Origin of the sequence: Janthinobacterium lividum, from assembly GCF_034424625.1 — a bacterium.
GTDB classification, from domain to species: Bacteria; Pseudomonadota; Gammaproteobacteria; order Burkholderiales; family Burkholderiaceae_D; genus Janthinobacterium; species Janthinobacterium lividum.
This window is the reverse complement of record NZ_CP139976.1, coordinates 6,226,532-6,244,048: the sequence shown is the minus strand read 5'-3', so window position 1 is coordinate 6,244,048 and position 17,517 is coordinate 6,226,532. Positions and strand designations below refer to the sequence as shown.

General features: G+C 61.9%; 17 protein-coding genes. 15 read left to right on the top strand and 2 right to left on the bottom strand.

From position 1 onward, the window contains the following. Positions 1-24 precede the first annotated feature (24 nt). Positions 25-465, bottom strand: coding sequence for an acyl-CoA thioesterase (locus U0004_RS28205; protein WP_052139932.1), 441 nt, complete (start codon positions 463-465; stop codon positions 25-27). Between the two features lie 61 nt (positions 466-526). Between U0004_RS28205 and U0004_RS28200 the strand changes: the two genes are divergently transcribed. From U0004_RS28200 to U0004_RS28145, 12 genes are all read left to right on the top strand, one after another. After that, positions 527-2,377, top strand: coding sequence for an ABCB family ABC transporter ATP-binding protein/permease (locus tag U0004_RS28200; protein ID WP_070254899.1), 1,851 nt, complete (start codon positions 527-529; stop codon positions 2,375-2,377). A gap of 195 nt (positions 2,378-2,572) precedes the next feature. After that, positions 2,573-3,529: an amino acid ABC transporter substrate-binding protein gene (locus tag U0004_RS28195; RefSeq protein ID WP_070254808.1), complete on the top strand. Its 957-nt coding sequence runs from the start codon at positions 2,573-2,575 to the stop codon at positions 3,527-3,529. A gap of 100 nt (positions 3,530-3,629) precedes the next feature. Beyond that, positions 3,630-4,379 carry an amino acid ABC transporter permease gene (locus tag U0004_RS28190; protein WP_034779060.1) on the top strand — a complete coding sequence of 250 codons (750 nt, stop codon included), beginning with the start codon at positions 3,630-3,632 and terminating at the stop codon, positions 4,377-4,379. A 1-nt stretch (position 4,380) separates the two neighbouring features. Then, the gene (locus tag U0004_RS28185; RefSeq protein WP_034778970.1) at positions 4,381-5,073 is read left to right on the top strand and encodes an amino acid ABC transporter permease; all 693 of its coding nucleotides are present in this window, start codon (positions 4,381-4,383) and stop codon (positions 5,071-5,073) included. 19 nt (positions 5,074-5,092) lie between these two features. Beyond that, positions 5,093-5,818, top strand: a complete 726-nt coding sequence (locus U0004_RS28180; RefSeq protein ID WP_070254805.1) for an amino acid ABC transporter ATP-binding protein — start codon at positions 5,093-5,095, stop codon at positions 5,816-5,818. A 37-nt stretch (positions 5,819-5,855) separates the two neighbouring features. Next, on the top strand, positions 5,856-7,304 hold the full coding sequence (locus U0004_RS28175; protein WP_231958623.1) for an amidohydrolase family protein: 1,449 nt from the start codon (positions 5,856-5,858) through the stop codon (positions 7,302-7,304). A gap of 149 nt (positions 7,305-7,453) precedes the next feature. Next, positions 7,454-8,518 (top strand): dihydroorotase, encoded by a 1,065-nt coding sequence (gene pyrC / locus U0004_RS28170; RefSeq protein WP_034778959.1) that lies wholly within the window; start codon positions 7,454-7,456, stop codon positions 8,516-8,518. 7 nt (positions 8,519-8,525) lie between these two features. Further along, positions 8,526-9,344, top strand: a complete 819-nt coding sequence (locus U0004_RS28165) for a DUF3025 domain-containing protein (RefSeq protein ID WP_070254801.1) — start codon at positions 8,526-8,528, stop codon at positions 9,342-9,344. Between the two features lies 1 nt (position 9,345). After that, positions 9,346-10,350 (top strand): Gfo/Idh/MocA family protein, encoded by a 1,005-nt coding sequence (locus U0004_RS28160; protein WP_070254799.1) that lies wholly within the window; start codon positions 9,346-9,348, stop codon positions 10,348-10,350. Beyond that, positions 10,347-11,561 carry an MFS transporter gene (locus U0004_RS28155; protein ID WP_081345541.1) on the top strand — a complete coding sequence of 405 codons (1,215 nt, stop codon included), beginning with the start codon at positions 10,347-10,349 and terminating at the stop codon, positions 11,559-11,561. The genes U0004_RS28160 and U0004_RS28155 overlap by 4 nt, the downstream gene beginning before the upstream one ends. Beyond that, entirely contained in the window at positions 11,561-11,686 is a 126-nt protein-coding gene (locus U0004_RS28150; RefSeq protein ID WP_256608852.1) for a hypothetical protein, read from the top strand. The genes U0004_RS28155 and U0004_RS28150 overlap by 1 nt, the downstream gene beginning before the upstream one ends. A gap of 205 nt (positions 11,687-11,891) precedes the next feature. After that, positions 11,892-12,383, top strand: coding sequence for an REP-associated tyrosine transposase (locus U0004_RS28145; RefSeq protein WP_070254797.1), 492 nt, complete (start codon positions 11,892-11,894; stop codon positions 12,381-12,383). Positions 12,384-12,469: 86 nt separating this feature from the next. On the opposite strand, the gene recG is transcribed toward U0004_RS28145, so the two are convergent. After that, on the bottom strand, positions 12,470-14,572 hold the full coding sequence (gene recG, locus U0004_RS28140) for an ATP-dependent DNA helicase RecG (protein WP_115057596.1): 2,103 nt from the start codon (positions 14,570-14,572) through the stop codon (positions 12,470-12,472). A gap of 178 nt (positions 14,573-14,750) precedes the next feature. Here recG and queA point away from each other — a divergent pair, with 178 nt between their 5' ends. The 3 genes from queA (at position 14,751) to yajC (ending at position 17,476) form a co-directional block, all read left to right on the top strand. Further along, a complete protein-coding gene (gene queA, locus U0004_RS28135; protein ID WP_070254793.1) occupies positions 14,751-15,806 on the top strand; it encodes a tRNA preQ1(34) S-adenosylmethionine ribosyltransferase-isomerase QueA in 1,056 nt (351 codons plus the stop codon). A 1-nt stretch (position 15,807) separates the two neighbouring features. Next, positions 15,808-16,947: a tRNA guanosine(34) transglycosylase Tgt gene (gene tgt / locus U0004_RS28130; protein ID WP_034745502.1), complete on the top strand. Its 1,140-nt coding sequence runs from the start codon at positions 15,808-15,810 to the stop codon at positions 16,945-16,947. Positions 16,948-17,143: 196 nt separating this feature from the next. Further along, positions 17,144-17,476 (top strand): preprotein translocase subunit YajC, encoded by a 333-nt coding sequence (yajC, locus tag U0004_RS28125; RefSeq protein ID WP_034778948.1) that lies wholly within the window; start codon positions 17,144-17,146, stop codon positions 17,474-17,476. The last annotated feature ends 41 nt before the right edge of the window (positions 17,477-17,517 follow it).

Below are 17,517 nucleotides of genomic sequence, written 5' to 3'. Positions count from 1 at the left end.
GTGGGATTAATGTAACAGCGACAATCAAGGCGACAGCAAGGTCTCGATGGGCGGCACCTTGCGCGGCTTGCGGTCGGAGTCCGTCGCCACGTAGATCAGGGTTGCTTCCGTGACTTTCACGATGCATGCCTGCAGGCGGTTGCGCTCGGCATACACCTCGACATTGACGGTGATCGAGGTATTGCCAACCTTGACGATGTCGGCGTAGAAGGAGAGCAGATCGCCGACGAAGACGGGGTTTTTGAAGACGAAGGAATTGACGGCAATGGTGGCGACGCGGCCGTTGGCGCGCCGCGTGGCCGGCAGGGAACCGGCGATATCGACCTGCGCCATGATCCAGCCGCCGAACACGTCGCCGTACACATTGGCGTCGGACGGCGCGGGCATCATGCGCAATTCCGGCATTTTTCCGGCGGGCAGGCCGGAGGCGAGGCAGTTGTCGGGGCGGTCGGGGGAGGTGCTCATCTTTTATTCTCATGAAAGGCTACAATTGCCCCGATTGAACCATAAAAAGCCGACCTTCGCCATGCGCCGTTCCCAGACTCCCCCTCCTCCCCGCTCGCCAGCTTCCGCCAGCCACAGCGATTTCGCCACCATCAAGACCTTGCTGCCGTATCTGTGGGTCTACAAATGGCGGGTGCTGCTGGCGCTGCTATGTCTGGTGGGCGCCAAGCTGGCCAACGTGGGCGTGCCCCTGATCCTGAAAAAACTCGTCGACGCCATGACGATCACGGCGGCCCATCCGCAGGCGCTGCTGGTGCTGCCCGTCGGCTTGCTGGTGGCGTATGGCTTGCTGCGCCTGTCGACCACCCTGTTTACGGAATTGCGCGAATTCCTGTTCGCGCGGGTCACGCAGCGGGCCGTGCGCACCATCGCGCTGCAAGTATTCCGCCACCTGCATGCGCTGTCCCTGCGCTTTCACTTGAACCGCCAGACGGGCGGCATGACGCGCGACATCGAACGGGGCACGCGCAGCGTGGGCTCGCTCATTTCCTATACCTTGTTCAACATCTTGCCGACCCTGGTGGAAATCACCCTCGTGCTCGGCTACCTGGTCTTGCATTACGACATCTGGTTTACCGTCATCACGGCCGTGGCACTGGTGTCCTATATCGCGTTTACCGTGCTGGTGACGAACTGGCGCACGCATTTCCGCCGCACCATGAACGACCTCGATTCAAAAGCCAATACCAAGGCCATCGATTCGCTGATCAACTATGAAACCGTGAAATACTTCGGCAACGAGGATTACGAAGCGAAGCGCTACGACGAAGGCTTGCAGCGCTATGAATCGGCGGCCGTGAAATCGCAGACTTCCCTGTCCCTGCTCAATACGGGCCAGTCCTTGATCATCGCCACGGCTGTCACCTTGATTTTATGGCGCGCCACGGTGGGCGTGATCGCCGGCACGATGACCCTGGGCGACCTGGTGCTGGTGAATGCCTTCATGATCCAGCTGTATATTCCCCTCAATTTTTTAGGGGTCATCTACCGCGAAATCAAGCAAAGCCTGGCCGACATGGAACGCCTGTTTTCCTTGCTGAATGAAAACCGCGAAATTGCCGACACGCCGGAAGCCAAGCCGCTCGTCACGCGGGGCGCAGCCGTGCGTTTTGACCATGTGGATTTCAGCTACGAAGCCAAGCGGCAAATCCTGTTCGACGTGGATTTCCAGATCCCCGCCGGTACCACCACGGCTGTGGTGGGGCATAGCGGCTCGGGCAAGTCGACCCTGTCGCGCTTGCTGTTCCGCTTCTATGAAGTCGATGGCGGGGGCATCACCATCGATGGCCAGGACTTGCGCGGCATCACGCAGGATTCCCTGCGCGCGGCCATCGGCATCGTGCCGCAGGACACGGTACTGTTCAACGACACCATCGAATACAACATCGCCTACGGCAAGCCGGGCGCCAGCAAGGATGCCATCGTGGCGGCCGCCAAAGCGGCATCGATCCATGATTTTATTGAAAGCTTGCCAGATGGCTACAACTCCATGGTGGGCGAGCGGGGCTTGAAACTGTCGGGCGGCGAAAAGCAGCGCGTGGCGATTGCCCGCACCTTGCTGAAAGACCCGGCTATTTTGATCTTCGATGAAGCCACCTCGGCGCTTGATTCGAAGGCCGAGCAGGCCATCCAGGCGCAGCTGAAGGATATCGCCAGGAACCGTACCACCCTGGTCATTGCGCACCGTTTGTCGACGGTGGCCGACGCCCAGCAAATCCTGGTGCTCGACCATGGCCGCATCGTCGAGCGGGGCACGCATCCGCAATTGCTGGCCGCGAATGGCTTGTATGCGCAGATGTGGCAACGCCAGCAGGCGAATATGGACGATGAGGCGCAAGAAGAGGAGTTGGCGGGGCTGGCGCCGGCAAAATAAATCGGGAAGGGGAAATCAGTAGGAAAAATGCTACAGCCGCGCTGATTCAGGCGCGCGTATAGCGCCTATTTGAGGGCAATCGCAGAAAACGGCTAGTCCAGCGCTGAAAATGAAATAAAATTAATTCCATTGGTGGCGTCTGCACCACAGTTGTTTCGTTCGGAGTCCATCCGGTTTGTCCGCCCAGGAGAATTTATGAAATTGACCAAAATCATCGCCACGCTGCTCAGCGTCGGTGTCATCAGCAGCATGTCGCCAGTCCAGGCTCAGGAATTGACCGGCACCTTGGCCAAGATCAAGAAAGCCGGTTCCGTCACCCTCGGTGTGCGCGACGGCTCCGTTCCCTTCTCCTATCTCGATGACAAACAGCAATACCAGGGTTATTCGATCGACCTGTGCATGAAAGTCGTCACGGCCCTGCAAAAGCACCTGGGCCTGAGCGAATTGAAAGTGGTGATGAGCCCCGTGACGTCGGCCAATCGCATCCCGCTGATGGCCAACGGCACCATCGACCTCGAATGCGGTTCGACGACGAACAACCTGGAGCGCCAGCAGCAGGTGGCATTCGCCCCTACCATGTTCGTCATCGGCAACCGCGTGCTGTCGAAAAAATCCTCGAACATCAAGACGCTGGAAGACTTGCGCGGCAAGACGCTGGTCGCCACGGCCGGCACGTCGACCATCAAGCAGATGACCATCCTGAACAAGGAAAAAAACCTGGGCATGACGATTGCCGTCGGCAAGGACCATCCTGAATCGTTCCTGATGCTGGAAACGGGCCGCGCGGTGGCCGAAGCCAACGACGATATCCTGCTGGCGTCGCAAGTGGCCAACTCGAAAAACCCGAACGACTACGAAATCACCAAGGAAGCGCTGTCGGTCGAGCCGTACGGCATCATGCTGCGCAAGGGCGATCCGGTCTTCAAGAAAGTAGTCGACGATGCGCTGATCCGCCTGTACAAGAGCGACGACATCAACCGCATTTACGCGAAATGGTTTACCTCGCCCATCCCGCCGAAAAACATCAACCTGAAATTCCCCATGCCGCCGCAATTGAAGGCCGTGTTTACCAATCCGACCGACTCCGGTGACCCGGCCGCCTATGCGGCCGTGCCCGAAGCGCAGAAGACTTCGGACAAACGGAAAAAGTAACAAGGGTGCGTAACAAATCGGGGGGCGCAAGCCTCCCGATTTATTTGCGGGACGGACGGCCGGCTGGCCGCTGTCCTCGGGCTGCATGGGAAGGATGATCATGAATTACAACTGGAATTGGCGCATTTTCTGGGAGATTTCTCCCGATGGCGTGGGCACGTATATGGACACCCTGTGGTCCGGCCTGATCTGGACCTTGGCCACGGCCGGTACGGCCTGGATCATGGCCCTGATCCTGGGCCTGGTGATCGGCACCGTCCGCACCCTGCCGAACAAATGGCTGGTGGGCGTGGCCAATGCCTACGTCGAATTGTTCCGCAACGTGCCGCTGCTGGTGCAGATGTTCCTCTGGTACTTCGTCATGCCGGAACTGCTGCCGCCCGACCTGGGCGCCTGGGTCAAGTCGCTGCCAAATGCGCCGTTCGTCACGGCCGTGCTGTGCCTGGGATTCTTTACTTCCTCGCGCGTGGCCGTGCAGGTAACAACGGGCATCGAGGCGCTGCCGCGCGGGCAGAAACTGGCCGGCACGGCGCTGGGCCTGACCCTGCCTCAGACCTACCGCTTCATTTTGCTGCCGATGGCCGCGCGCGTCATCATGCCACCGCTGACCAGCGAATTTTTGAACATCATCAAGAACAGTTCCGTGGCACTGACCATCGGCCTGATCGAACTGACGGCCAGCGCGCGCGCCATCCAGGAATTCTCGTTCCAGGTATTCGAAGCGTTTTCGGCCGCCACCATCATCTACGTCGTCGTCAACCTGCTGGTGGTGGTGCTGATGCACCTGATCGAAAAAAAGGTCGCCATCCCGGGCTTCATCGTCGCCGGCGCCAAGACGGGAGGACATTGATATGTTCGGTAACTTCGACTTCGATGTCATCTCCCGCTCGTGGGTCTACCTGTTCCAGACCGGCATGGTGTTTACCCTGAAACTGACGGCGCTGTCCATGGTGGGCGGCATCGTGCTGGGCACCCTGCTGGCGCTGATGCGCCTGTCCGGCAGTCGCCTCATTTCGGGCGTGGCGTCGACCTACGTCAACCTGATACGCTCGATCCCGCTGGTGCTGGTGATTTTCTGGTTCTATTTCCTGGTGCCGTACATCGCCGCCTGGGTCATCGGCGCGAATGAGCCCGTGAAAGTGGGCGCGTTTTCCTCCGCGCTGATCACCTTCATCATGTTCGAGGCGGCCTATTATTGCGAGATCATGCGCAGTGGCATACAGTCGATCCCGCGCGGCCAGGTGTGGGCCGGCCAGGCACTGGGCATGAACTACTCGCAGACCATGGCTTTCATCGTGCTGCCGCAAGCCTTCCGCAACATGATTCCCGTGCTGCTGACGCAAACCATCGTGCTGTTCCAGGACGTGTCGCTCGTGTACGTGCTGTCGATCCCCGATTTCGTCGGCGCCGCCTCGAAGATCGCCCAGCGCGACGGCCGCCTGGTGGAGATGTACGTGTTTGTCGCCGTCGTGTACTTCGTGCTGTGCTATGCCTTGTCGTTCCTGGTAAAACGCCTGCAGAAACGCGTCGCCATCATTCGCTAACCGAAAAAGAAAGAACAAGATGATTGAACTCAATAACGTCAGCAAATGGTATGGCCAGTTCCAGGTACTGACCGACTGCACCACCAACGTCACCAAGGGCGACGTGATGGTCATTTGCGGCCCGTCCGGCTCCGGCAAGTCGACCCTGATCAAAACGGTCAATGGCCTCGAACCGATCCAGCAGGGGCAGATCATCGTCGATGGCATCACCGTCAACAATCCGAAAACGAATTTGTCGAAACTGCGCGCGCGCATCGGCATGGTGTTCCAGAATTTCGAGCTGTTCCCGCATTTGTCGATCCGCGAAAACCTCACCATCGGCCAGATCAAGGTGCTGGGTCGCAGCGCCGACGAAGCCAATGCCAAGGGCTTGCAATACCTGGACCGCGTGGGCCTGCTGTCGCAGCAGGACAAGTTCCCCGGCCAGCTGTCCGGTGGCCAGCAGCAGCGCGTGGCGATCGCCCGCGCGCTGTCGATGGACCCCATCGCCATGCTGTTCGACGAGCCGACTTCGGCGCTCGACCCGGAGATGATCAACGAAGTGCTCGACGTGATGGTGGGGCTGGCGCAGGAAGGCATGACGATGATGGTCGTCACCCATGAAATGGGCTTTGCAAAAAGAGTCGCCAACCGCATCGTCTTCATGGACCAGGGCAAGATCATCGAGGATTGCAGCAAGGATGACTTCTTCAACACGACGCGCTCGGACCGCGCGCGCGATTTCCTCGCCAAGATCATCCACTAATTTTCCATCACTTTGAAGTTGAGTACGAATGCCTGACATGAAACAAATAGCCGGCGCCATGCTGGCGCTGGGCCTGCTTGCCCATGCCCACGCGGCAGACAGGATCGCCGTCGACATCGCCCTGCGCGACGCCACCCTGATCGACGTTGCCGCCGGTAGCACCATCAGCGGCAAGACCGTGCTGCTCAAGGGCGACAGCATCGTCGCCGTCGTCGATGACGCGCAGCTGCGCAGCTACGCGCCGAAGCAGACCATCCGCCTGCCCGGCAAATACCTGATGCCGGGCCTGTGGGACACGCACGTGCATTTTGGCGGCGGCCCCGAGCTGATCGACGAGAACAAGCAGCTGCTGCCTTTGTACCTGGCGCATGGCATCACCACGGTGCGCGATTGCTCGGGCGACTTGCCCGACACGGTGCTGGCGTGGCGCCGGCAGATCAATGCGGGCCAGCTGCAAGGCCCGACGATTTTTACCTCTGGCGCGAAACTGGAAGGCATCAAGCCGCTGTGGAAGGGCACCATCGAAGTGGGCACGCCGCAGGAAGTCACGCGCGCGCTGGACGGCCTGCAGGCGCAGCAGGTGGACTTCGTGAAGATCACGGAAAATACCCTGAAACCGGAGCTGTACCTGGAAGCGCTGCGCCAGGCGCGCGAACGGGGCATGCGCACTTCGGGCCATATCCCCGTGCAGCTGACATTGGGGCAGATGGCCGATGCGGGCCTGGGCACGATCGAACATCAATCGTATTTGCTGCGCGCCACCACGCCGCGCGAGCAGGAGCTGACGGCCAAGGTGGCCGCCGGCGCGATGACGGGCAAGGAAGCCATGCGCGAGAGCTTGCAAAGCTACGACGAGCCGACGGCGCGCAAGGCCTTCAGCTACCTGGCTGCGCGCGGCACGGCCATCGTGCCGACCCTGTGGGGTTCGCGCGTGACGGCCTACCTGGACCGCGAAGACCACACGCACGATCCGGCCCTGCAATACATCGGCAAGGGCTTGCGCGCCACCTACGACTGGCGCGTGCAGCGCGCCGCCAAGGATGGCCCGGAAGCCATCGCCCAGCGCCATGCGCAGTTCGAGCAATCGGCCAAGCTGCTGCCGATTTTGCAGCAGCAGGGCATGAGCATCATCGCCGGCACCGATGCGGGATTCTTGAATTCCTTCGACTATCCTGGCCAGGCCCTGCACGATGAAATCGGCCTGTACGTGCAGTATGGACTGACGCCGCAGCAAGCCTTGCAGTCGGCGGTCATCAACGGACCCCGCTTCCTGGGCAAGCTGAATCGCTACGGCAGCGTGGCGGCCGGCAAGGCGGCCGACCTGCTGGTGCTCGACGCGAACCCGCTGCAGGACATCGGCGCCACGCGCCAGATCCGCCTGGTGGTCAGCCGCGGCCACGTGTACGACCGCGCCGCGCTGGACCGGATGCTGGCCGATATTCGCGCCTGGGTGGCCAAACAGGAGACGGCGCCGGCCAAGTCCTGATGTTCTTCGTTCTGATGCCGCAAGCGGCCGGGTGATACCGGCCGTTTTGTTGTCAGGCAGGCAGCAGGCGCAGGCGTCCATTGACTGCGAAGCCGCCCCGCGGCTGGTAAAATGGCGCTATCCGCAATGACCGCCTGAGAGCAGCCGCCATGTCCACACTCGATCACACCCCAGCCGCCGTTCCATCTTCCATCACCATCACCCGTCCTGACGACTGGCATTTGCACCTGCGCGACGGCGCCGTCATGGCCAGCGTGCTGCCGCACAGCGCGCGCCAGTTCGGCCGCGCCATCGTCATGCCGAACCTGAAACCGCCCGTCACCACCACGGCCGATGCTAGCGCCTACCGCGAGCGCATCCTGGCCGCCGTGCCGGAGGGCGTGAACTTCGATCCGCTGATGGTGCTGTACCTGACGAACAACACCTCGCCCGACGAAATCCGCCGCGCGCAAGATAGCGGCATCGTGCAGGCCGTCAAATTGTATCCGGCTGGCGCCACGACGAATTCAGACCTGGGCGTGACGGATTTGAAGAATTGCTACAAGGTGCTCGAAGTGATGCAGGAAGTGGGCATGCCCTTCCTCGTGCACGGTGAAGTGACGGACCCGGAAATCGACATTTTCGACCGCGAAGCCGTCTTCATCGAGCGCGTGATGCGTCCGCTGCGCAGCGCCTTCCCGGCCCTGTCCGTCGTGTTCGAGCACATCACCACCAAGGATGCGGCGCAGTACGTGGCCGAAGCGGAAGGCCCGATCGCCGCCACCATCACGGCGCATCATCTGCTGTACAACCGCAACGAGATTTTCAAGGGCGGCATCCGTCCCCATTACTACTGTCTGCCCATCCTCAAGCGCGAAGAGCACCGCCTGGCCCTGATGACGGCCGCCGCCAGCGGCGACGAGCGCTTCTTCCTCGGCACCGATTCGGCGCCGCACGCGCAAGGCGCCAAGGAAATGGCCTGCGGCTGCGCCGGCTGCTACACGGCCCTGCACGCGATGGAAATGTATGCGGAAGCGTTCGAGCGGGCCGGCGCGCTCGACAAGCTGGAAGCGTTTGCCAGCTTCCACGGCCCGGCATTCTACGGCGTGCCGCGCAACACGGACACCATCACCCTGAAGCGCGAAAGCTGGACCTTGCCGGCGTCGCTGCCGCTGGGCGACAGCCACGTGATTCCGCTCAACGCGGGCGAGCAGATCAACTGGAAAATGGTCTAAGCGCTCCATGCTGCCATCGATAGACTGGAGCCGCCCCTGGTTTGCCACGGTGCTGCCGGCGCGACGGCAGCTGGACCTGCAGCGCGACACGGTGATCGCCGCGCTGAACGGACGGGCGAGGGCGCTGGACTTGCGCAATCCCTCCGGCTTGCCGCTGGCCTTCGTGCCACAAGCGGACCTGCCCGAAGGCGTGGCCTACGAGGAGTTCATCGGCGCGACGGGCGGCGTGCCCACGCGCGACAATCTGCACGACTTTTTCAACGCGCTCGTGTGGCTCACCTTCCCCCGCATCAAGCGGCAATTGAATGCGCTGCAGGCGGCGCAGATCGCCCTGTCCGGCGTCGGCAAATCGCGCGGTCCCGCGCGCGATGGCGCGACAATTTTTGACGAAAATTCCGCCTTGCTGGTGCTGCGCGACAGCGATGCGGGGCGCATGCTGGAAGCGGCGTTGCGCGGGCACGACTGGCGCAGCGCGTTTATCGCGCAGCGCGACAGGTTTGGCGCTGGCGGCGACGCCGATATCTGGCTGTTCGGCCACGCGCTGATGGAAAAACTGGTGGCGCCGCGCAAGGCCATCACGGCGCACACGCGCGTGATCTTCGCCGGCGACGCCTACTTTGCGCTCGACGATGCGGCACGCCGCGCCTGGCTCGACGAGCGGGTGGCGCAAGACCTGGCGCAACAAGGCCTCACCACGGCGGACTTCACGCCGCTGCCCGTGCTCGGTTTGCCCGGCTGGTGCGAAGGCCAGGACGACGACTTTTACAATGACGCGGCGGTGTTCCGCCCGAAGCGCAAGGTGGCTGGCGCAGAAAGAGATCAATAGCATGGAAAATACCGTCCGCTGGGGCATCCTCGGTACCGGAAAGATCGCCCGCGCGATGGCCAATGGCTTGCGCGATGCGCCCGGTGCGCAACTGGTGGCGGTCGCCTCGCGCAGCGAGGCTGGCGCACAGGCGTTTGGCGCCGAATTCGGCATCGCACACTGCCACGGCTCCTACCAGGCGCTGGCCGATGACGCGGGTGTGGACGTGATCTACATCGCCACGCCGCACACCCTGCATGCGGAAAATGCCCTGATGTGCCTGGCCGCCGGCAAGCACGTCGTGTGCGAAAAACCATTCACCATGAACGCGCGCGAAGCGCAGGCCGTGGTCGATATGGCGCGCGACAAAAAACTGTTCTTGATGGAAGCCATGTGGAGCCGTTTTCTGCCCGCCGTGCAGGAAGCGCAGCGCATCATCGCCAGCGGCGAAATCGGCGTGCTGCAGCAGGTGCAGGCCGATATCGGCTTTGTCGCCAATTTCCCGCCCGAGCACCGCATGTTTAATCCCGCACTCGGAGGCGGTGCACTGCTCGACGTGGGTATCTACCCGCTGTCGATGGCAGCCTTCTTCCTCGGCCCCGTATCGCAGGTGCAGGCGCTGGCCGAGCTGGGCGCCACCGGCGTCGATGAGCAGGTGGTGTTTTCGCTGCGCCACGCGGGCGGCGGCACCTCGTCCTGCGCCTGCAGCCTGCGCGCGCAAACGCCCACGGAAATGACCATTTCCGGCAGCCTGGGACGGATTCGTCTGCCCAACCGTTTTTACAAGCCCGATCACCTGATCGTCGAAACGATGGATGGCGAACGCCGCGTCGTCGCCGCGCCGCACCTGGGCAACGGCTACGCGCACGAGGCGATCGAAGCGATGCGCTGCATCCGCGCCGGCCTGCTGGAAAGCCCCGTCATGCCGCACGCCGACAGCGTGGCGCTGATGCACAACCTTGACACCATGCGCGGCCAGATCGGTCTCGTCTACAGCGCCGACCAGGCGTCATCAGGAACTCCATGACATTGCACTCATCCCGTCCCAGCCTGAAAACTGTCCTCATCGCCAGCGGCGTCGTCCTGACCCTGGCGATGGGCGTGCGCCACGGCCTGGGCTTCTGGATGCAGCCGATCTCGCAAGCCAATGGCTGGACGCGCGAAACGTATTCGCTGGCGCTGGCCATGCAAAACCTGATGTGGGGCGTCTTCGGCCCGTTCGCCGGCATGGCGGCCGACCGTTTCGGCACCATGCGCGTCGTCATCATCGGTGCCATCAGCTACATGGCGGGCCTCGTGTGGATGGCGCTGGTGACGCAACCGACCCTGTTCATCGTCGGCTCGGGCATCTTCATCGGCCTGGCGCTGGCCTGCACGGCCTTTGGCGCCATCAGCGGCATCATCGGCCGCAGCGCGCCGCCCGAGCAGCGCTCATGGGCCTTCGGCATTTCGTCGGCGGCCGGCTCGTTCGGCCAGTTCCTCATGATGCCGGTCGAGCAGCAACTGATTTCCGCCGTGGGCTGGCAAAACGCCTTTTATGTGCTGGCCGCGCTGGTGCTGCTGGCGATGATCCCGATGGCCTTCTATCTGCGCGAGCCGCCCGTCTCGCACGCCAGCGGCCCGCAGCAAAGCGTTGGCGCCGCCTTCAGCGAAGCCATCGCCAACCGCTCGTTCTGGCTGCTGCTGGCAGGGTATTTTGTCTGCGGTTTCCAGCTGGTCTTCATCGGCGTGCACTTGCCGGCCTACCTGAAGGATCAGGGCCTGATGAATCCGAACATCGCCGTCACGGCGCTGGCGCTGATCGGCCTGTTCAACATCGTCGGCTCCTACTACGCGGGTAAATTCGGCGGGAAAATCGCCAAGCGCTATCTGCTGTCAGCCATCTACGTGACGCGCGCCGTGGTCATCACCGTCTTCCTGCTGGCCCCATTGTCGGCGTGGTCCGTGTACCTGTTCGCCGCTGGCATGGGCGTGCTGTGGCTGTCGACCGTGCCGCTGACGAACGGCATCATCGCCGGGATCTTCGGCGTGAAGCACTTGTCGATGCTGGCCGGGATGGTGTTCTTCTCGCACCAGGTGGGCAGTTTCCTCGGTGCGTGGCTGGGCGGCTATCTGTACGAGCACCAGGGCAGTTACCACGTCGTATGGATGATCACCATCGGCCTGGGCTTGCTGGCCGCGCTGATCAACCTGCCGATCGACGAGCGCGCCGTCAAGCGCGCGGCGGTGGCCGCGTAATGGGCAGCTGGCGCACATGGCTGTGGCGCCTGGCTGGCGCCGCGCTGCTTGCCATCGTCTTCCTGGCCTATCTGCGGCCCGACTTCATGCTCGACCTGGCGAACCGCTTCTGGATGTGCATGTAGGATGCGCGGGCGCAAGGTAGATTGTGAAAAGCCGGATTATGCTGGAAGTCGGATTACGCTACGTTAATCCGACCTACCCGACCTGCCGCCGCATATGTGCGTAGGTCGGATTAGGCCGCAAGGCCGTAATCCGACAACACCGGGAACCAGGAAAAGCCATAGCGATTAGGCCGCAAGGCCGTAATCCGACAACACCCATGAAACTATGCAATACCGACGCGCATTCCAGCCAGGCGGCAGCTTTTTCTTCACGGTGGTGACGGCACACCGCCGGCCCGTTTTTGCTACTGCCACTGCCGTGGATTTGCTGCGGAATGCTGTCCGCGCCGTACGCCATAAGCGGCCATTCGATATCGACGCCATCGTCATCCTGCCCGTTCATCTGCACTGCATCTGGACCTTGCCAGATAGTGATGCTGATTTCATGACGCGCTGGAGGCTGATCAAGACATGGTTCAGCAAGCACAGCGATATTGAAAATGTCTGGCAGCAGCGGTATTGGGAACACGTCTTGCGCGATGCGCGAGACTTTGCCAAGCATGTCGATTACATCCATTACAACCCTGTCAAGCATGGGCTTGTGAGCAAGGTCATGGATTGGCCGCATTCCAGTTTTCACCTGTACGTGGCGTTGGGATGGTGTGCCGCGGATTGGGGCGGGGATGGTGTGGACGTGGCCGGTGTTGGGCGGGAGTGAACGAAGCCAACAATGTTGTCGGATTACGGCCTGCGGCCTAATCCGACCTACCGTTTGCGTATGTGCGTAATCCGACAATACCCGATTTACACCTTCAGGAACTCCTCTTTTCCACCTAGCCAGCGCGCCAGGTGCGCTTCCACGGTGGTCGCGGCAGCCGCCGTGGTGGCATGCAGCAGGTCGTGCGCCACGTCGCGCGCCTGATCTACTAACCATTGATCCGTTTCCAGGTCGGCGAAGCGCAGCATGGCCTGGCCGGACTGGCGCGCGCCAAGAAATTCGCCGGGGCCGCGGATTTCCAGGTCGCGGCGGGCGATTTCAAAACCGTCCGTCGTTTCGCGCATGGTCATCAAACGCTGGCGCGCCACGCCGCCCAAGGGGCCCTGATACAGCAGCAGGCAGACGCTGGCCGCCGAGCCGCGTCCCACGCGGCCGCGCAGCTGGTGCAGCTGCGACAATCCAAAACGCTCGGCGTGCTCGATCACCATCAGCGAGGCGTTCGGCACGTCGACGCCCACTTCGATGACGGTGGTGGCCACCAGCACGTGGATATGGCCGGCAATGAAGGCGTCCATCACCTCCTGCTTTTCCGCCGGTTTCAAACGTCCGTGCACGAGGCCCACCTGCAGCGCGGGCAAGGCTTCGGCCAGCATCATGTAGGTGTCGGTGGCTGTCTGCAGCTGCAGTGCTTCCGATTCTTCGATCAGGGGGCAGACCCAGTACACCTGCCGGCCCTCCAGCGCGGCCGCATACACGCGGGCGATGACTTCGTCGCGTCGGTTCTGGTCGATGGCGCGCGTGACGATGGGACTGCGTCCCGGCGGCAGCTCGTCGATCACCGACACTTCCAGGTCGGCGTAATAGGTCATGGCCAGGGTGCGCGGGATGGGCGTGGCCGACATCATTAGCTGGTGCGGCACGGCCGCGCTGTCGCCCTTGTTGCGCAGGGTCAGGCGCTGGCCCACGCCGAAGCGGTGCTGCTCGTCGACGATGACCAGGCCCAGTTTGGCAAACAGCACGTTATCCTGGATCAGCGCATGCGTGCCGATCACCAGCTGCGCTTCGCCCGATTCGATCAGGGCCAGTGCCGCCGTCTTTTCCTTTTTCTTCAGGCTGCCCGTCAGCCAGGCCACCTTCACGCCCAGCGGCTCCATCCAGGCGGCGATCTTGCGGAAGTGCTGTTCGGCCAGAATCTCCGTGGGCGCCATCAGCGCTGCCTGGTAGCCGCTGTCGATGGCTTGCGTGGCGGACAACGCCGCCACCACCGTCTTGCCGCTGCCGACGTCCCCTTGCAGCAGGCGCTGCATCGGATACGGCTGGCGCAGGTCGGCGCGGATTTCATCGAGCACGCGGGCCTGAGCGCCCGTCAGCTTGAAGGGCAGGGCGGCGCCAAAGGCATCCGACAGCGTGCCGACGATGGGCAGGGAAGCGGCGCCTTTCGAGCGGCGCGCGCGCTGGGCGCGTTTCAGCGACAGCTGCTGCGCCAGCAGCTCATCGAACTTCATGCGCACCCAGGCCGGATGCGAGCGGTCCATCAGCGCGCTTTCATCGATGTCCTGCGGCGGATAGTGCAGCAGGTGCACGGCGGCGCGGAAAGGCGACAGCTGCATCTCGCGCAGCAGGTGATCGGGCAAGGTATCCTGCCAGTCGATGCGGCGCATGGCGTCGGCGATTTCGCGCCGCAAGACGTGCTGCGACAGCCCTTCGCCGGACGGATACACGGGCGTCAGGGCCGTGGGCAGCGGCGCGCCCTCGTTGACCACCTTATACGTCGGGTGCACCATCTCTGCGCCGAAAAAGCCGTGTTTGAGTTCGGCGCGCGCGCGTACCCGCGTGCCTTCGGCCAGCTGCTTGACCTGGCTGCCGTAGAAATTCATGAAGCGCAGCAGCAAATTGCCCGTTTCGTCGGCGATCGTCACCAGCAATTGCTTGCGCGGCTTGAAATTGACTTCGCACTTGGTGACGACGCCTTCCACTTGCCACGACTCGCCGCCGCGCAGGCAGGCGTCGCGTATCGTGTAGACCTTGGTTTCATCCTCGTAGCGCATCGGCAGGTGCAGCACCAGGTCCATATCCGTGCGCAAGCCCAGTTTGGCCAGCCGGCTTTCCGTGCTGACCACTTTTTTGACGGCTTTCGGCTTCGCGGCCGGCTTGGCTGCGGGAGGAAGATCGGGCTTGGGTTCGGACATATCGGAGATTTTTGTGCCGCTAGCGTAAAATAGAGGGTTGTCCGGCACACCCTGTGCGTACCGCAGTTGTAAATTGTTGCGGCGGATTATTGTAATGCCTGTATAGGCGCACAGTATAGTGCCAGATGTTCCATTGCGCACTCCTAATCATTTTTGATGTACTTTTGAAGCAAAACGCATGTATTCGCTTTCCGATTTCGATTTTAATTTGCCGCAAGAAAACATTGCGCAAACTCCGTTGGCCGAGCGCAGCGCCTCGCGCCTGTTGCATCTGGACGGCGATACCCTGGCTGACCGCCAGTTCGCCGACATCGTCGGGCTGTTGCAAGCGGGCGACCTGCTGGTGATGAACGATACGCGCGTGCTCAAAGCGCGCTTCTTTGGCGTCAAGGAAAGCGGCGGCAAGATCGAGGCGCTCGTCGAGCGCGTGCTCGATGACCGCACCGTGCTGGCCCAGGTGCGCGCGTCGAAGTCGCCGCCGCCCGGCTGCCGTATCCGCCTGGCCGATGCCTTCGATGTGACGGTGGGCCAGCGCGCCGGCGAGTTCTTCACCCTGCATTTCGAGGCCGACGTGTTCGAGCTGATCGAGGCGCATGGCCGGCTGCCGCTGCCGCCGTATATCGAGCACGATGCGGACGAATTCGACGAGACGCGCTACCAGACCGTGTTCAACAAGGTCCCCGGCGCTGTCGCCGCGCCGACGGCCGGCCTGCATTTCGACCAGGCCCTGCTCGATCAATTGAAGGCCAAGGGCGTCAATTTTGCCTATGTGACCTTGCACGTGGGCGCGGGCACCTTCCAGCCCGTGCGCACGGAAGTGCTGGCCGAGCACAAGATGCATACCGAGTGGTACACCATGCCGCAGGAAACCGTCGACGCCGTGCGCGCCGCCCAACTTGCCGGGCGCGACGTGGTCGCCGTCGGCACGACCAGCCTGCGCGCGCTGGAGTCGGCCTCGCAAAGCGGCCAGTTGGTGGCGGGCAGCGCCGATACGGCCCTGTTCATCACGCCCGGCTATGCGTTCAAGACGGTGACGCGTTTGATCACCAACTTCCATTTGCCGAAATCGACCCTGCTGATGCTGGTGTCGGCCTTTGCCGGCTATGAGCCGATCCGCAGCGCCTATGCGCATGCGATCGCGCAGAACTACCGTTTCTTCAGCTATGGCGATGCGATGCTGCTCACCACGCAATCGCGCGCTGCGCTGAACCTTGATACTCCCGTGAAAGACTGACATGCTGGAATTTACATTACTCAAGACCGACACGAGCGGCCTGACCAAGGCACGCCGCGGCACCTTGAAACTCAACCATGGCGTAGTGCAGACGCCGATCTTCATGCCAGTGGGCACTTACGGCTCCGTGAAAGCCATGTCGCCGCTGGAACTCAACGAGATCGACGCGCAGATCATCCTGGGCAACACGTTTCACCTGTGGTTGCGTCCTGGCAACACTGTCATGGAGAAATTTGGCGGCTTGCATGGTTTCATGGGCTGGAACAAGCCGATCCTGACGGATTCGGGCGGCTTCCAGGTGTTTTCGCTGGGCGCCATGCGCAAGATCACGGAAGAGGGCGTGCACTTCAATTCGCCCATCAACGGCGATAAACTGTTCCTCTCGCCGGAAGTGTCGATGCAGGTGCAGCGCGTCCTGAACTCCGACATCGTCATGCAGTTCGACGAATGCACGCCGTACGAAATCCAGGGCCGCCCGGCCACCATCGAGGAAGCGGCCAAGTCCATGCGCATGTCGCTGCGCTGGGCGCAGCGCTCGAAAGATGAATTCCACCGCGGTGAAAACCCGAATGCGCTGTTTGGCATCGTGCAGGGCGGCATGTTCGAGATGCTGCGCGACGAGTCGCTGGCCAAGCTGGAAGAGATCGATTTCCCCGGCATCGCCATCGGCGGCCTGTCCGTCGGCGAGCCGAAGGAAGACATGATGCGCATGCTGGCCCACGTGGGTCCGCGCCTGCCGGCCAACAAGCCGCATTACCTGATGGGCGTGGGCACGCCGGAAGACCTGGTGGCGGGCGTGTCGAACGGCATCGACATGTTCGATTGCGTCATGCCGACGCGTAACGCCCGCAATGGCTGGCTGTTCACCCGTTTTGGCGACATCAAGATCAAGAACGCCAAGTACAAGGAAGACCAGGCGCCGCTCGACGAGACCTGCAGCTGCTACGCCTGCCGCAATTTCTCGCGCGCCTATCTGCACCATTTGCACCGCTCCAAGGAAATCCTCGGCGCGCGCCTCAATACCATCCACAACCTGCATTATTATCTGGACTTGATGCGCCAGATGCGCGAGGCGCTGGACGAAGACCGTTTCCATGCGTTTACCCTGCAATTCCATGCGGAACGCGCACGCGGAACTTAAGAAAAGCTTAGCTTGAGCTCTGGCGGCAGCATGGCCGGAAGTTTTGTGTATTGGTGCTTGGACTGGGGCGATAAAGCATTGCATAATGCTTTTTTAGCCCCATTTAAAGTTGCCATGGCTGCAATTCGGGTTATGACGTATAGCCAATGCTAGAATACAGCGCTATTTTTTCAAACTGATTAGAACTGGAGTCACCGTGTTTTTCATTTCCAACGCTTATGCGCAAGCCCCAACCGAAGCCCTGGGCCTCGGCGGCAACCTGACCAGCTTCCTGCCGCTGGTATTGATGTTCGTGGTCATGTATTTCCTGATGATCCGCCCACAGCAAAAACGCGCCAAAGAACAACGGGCGATGATGGACGCGCTGGCCAAGGGTGACGAAGTCGTCACCGCCGGCGGTATGCTGGGCCGTGTTGTCAAGGTAGTGGACGCTTACGTCACCATCGAAGTGGCGACCGGCACCGAAGTCACGGTGCAAAAGAGCTCCATTACCACCTTGCTGCCTAAAGGCACCCTGAAGGCACTGTAATTCCTCGCTGTCATTGCTTCGGCAATGATAGACCCGGGGCG

Excerpts from the sequence above, each read along its gene's own strand:
- U0004_RS28205 (WP_052139932.1), bottom strand. The coding sequence starts at position 465 with ATGAGCACCTCCCCCGACCGCCCCGACAACTGCCTCGCCTCCGGCCTG.
- U0004_RS28200 (WP_070254899.1), top strand. The coding sequence starts at position 527 with ATGCGCCGTTCCCAGACTCCCCCTCCTCCCCGCTCGCCAGCTTCCGCC.
- U0004_RS28195 (WP_070254808.1), top strand. The coding sequence starts at position 2,573 with ATGAAATTGACCAAAATCATCGCCACGCTGCTCAGCGTCGGTGTCATC.
- U0004_RS28190 (WP_034779060.1), top strand. The coding sequence starts at position 3,630 with ATGAATTACAACTGGAATTGGCGCATTTTCTGGGAGATTTCTCCCGAT.
- U0004_RS28185 (WP_034778970.1), top strand. The coding sequence starts at position 4,381 with ATGTTCGGTAACTTCGACTTCGATGTCATCTCCCGCTCGTGGGTCTAC.
- U0004_RS28180 (WP_070254805.1), top strand. The coding sequence starts at position 5,093 with ATGATTGAACTCAATAACGTCAGCAAATGGTATGGCCAGTTCCAGGTA.
- U0004_RS28175 (WP_231958623.1), top strand. The coding sequence starts at position 5,856 with ATGAAACAAATAGCCGGCGCCATGCTGGCGCTGGGCCTGCTTGCCCAT.
- pyrC (WP_034778959.1), top strand. The coding sequence starts at position 7,454 with ATGTCCACACTCGATCACACCCCAGCCGCCGTTCCATCTTCCATCACC.
- U0004_RS28165 (WP_070254801.1), top strand. The coding sequence starts at position 8,526 with ATGCTGCCATCGATAGACTGGAGCCGCCCCTGGTTTGCCACGGTGCTG.
- U0004_RS28160 (WP_070254799.1), top strand. The coding sequence starts at position 9,346 with ATGGAAAATACCGTCCGCTGGGGCATCCTCGGTACCGGAAAGATCGCC.
- U0004_RS28155 (WP_081345541.1), top strand. The coding sequence starts at position 10,347 with ATGACATTGCACTCATCCCGTCCCAGCCTGAAAACTGTCCTCATCGCC.
- U0004_RS28150 (WP_256608852.1), top strand. The coding sequence starts at position 11,561 with ATGGGCAGCTGGCGCACATGGCTGTGGCGCCTGGCTGGCGCCGCGCTG.
- U0004_RS28145 (WP_070254797.1), top strand. The coding sequence starts at position 11,892 with ATGCAATACCGACGCGCATTCCAGCCAGGCGGCAGCTTTTTCTTCACG.
- recG (WP_115057596.1), bottom strand. The coding sequence starts at position 14,572 with ATGTCCGAACCCAAGCCCGATCTTCCTCCCGCAGCCAAGCCGGCCGCG.
- queA (WP_070254793.1), top strand. The coding sequence starts at position 14,751 with ATGTATTCGCTTTCCGATTTCGATTTTAATTTGCCGCAAGAAAACATT.
- tgt (WP_034745502.1), top strand. The coding sequence starts at position 15,808 with ATGCTGGAATTTACATTACTCAAGACCGACACGAGCGGCCTGACCAAG.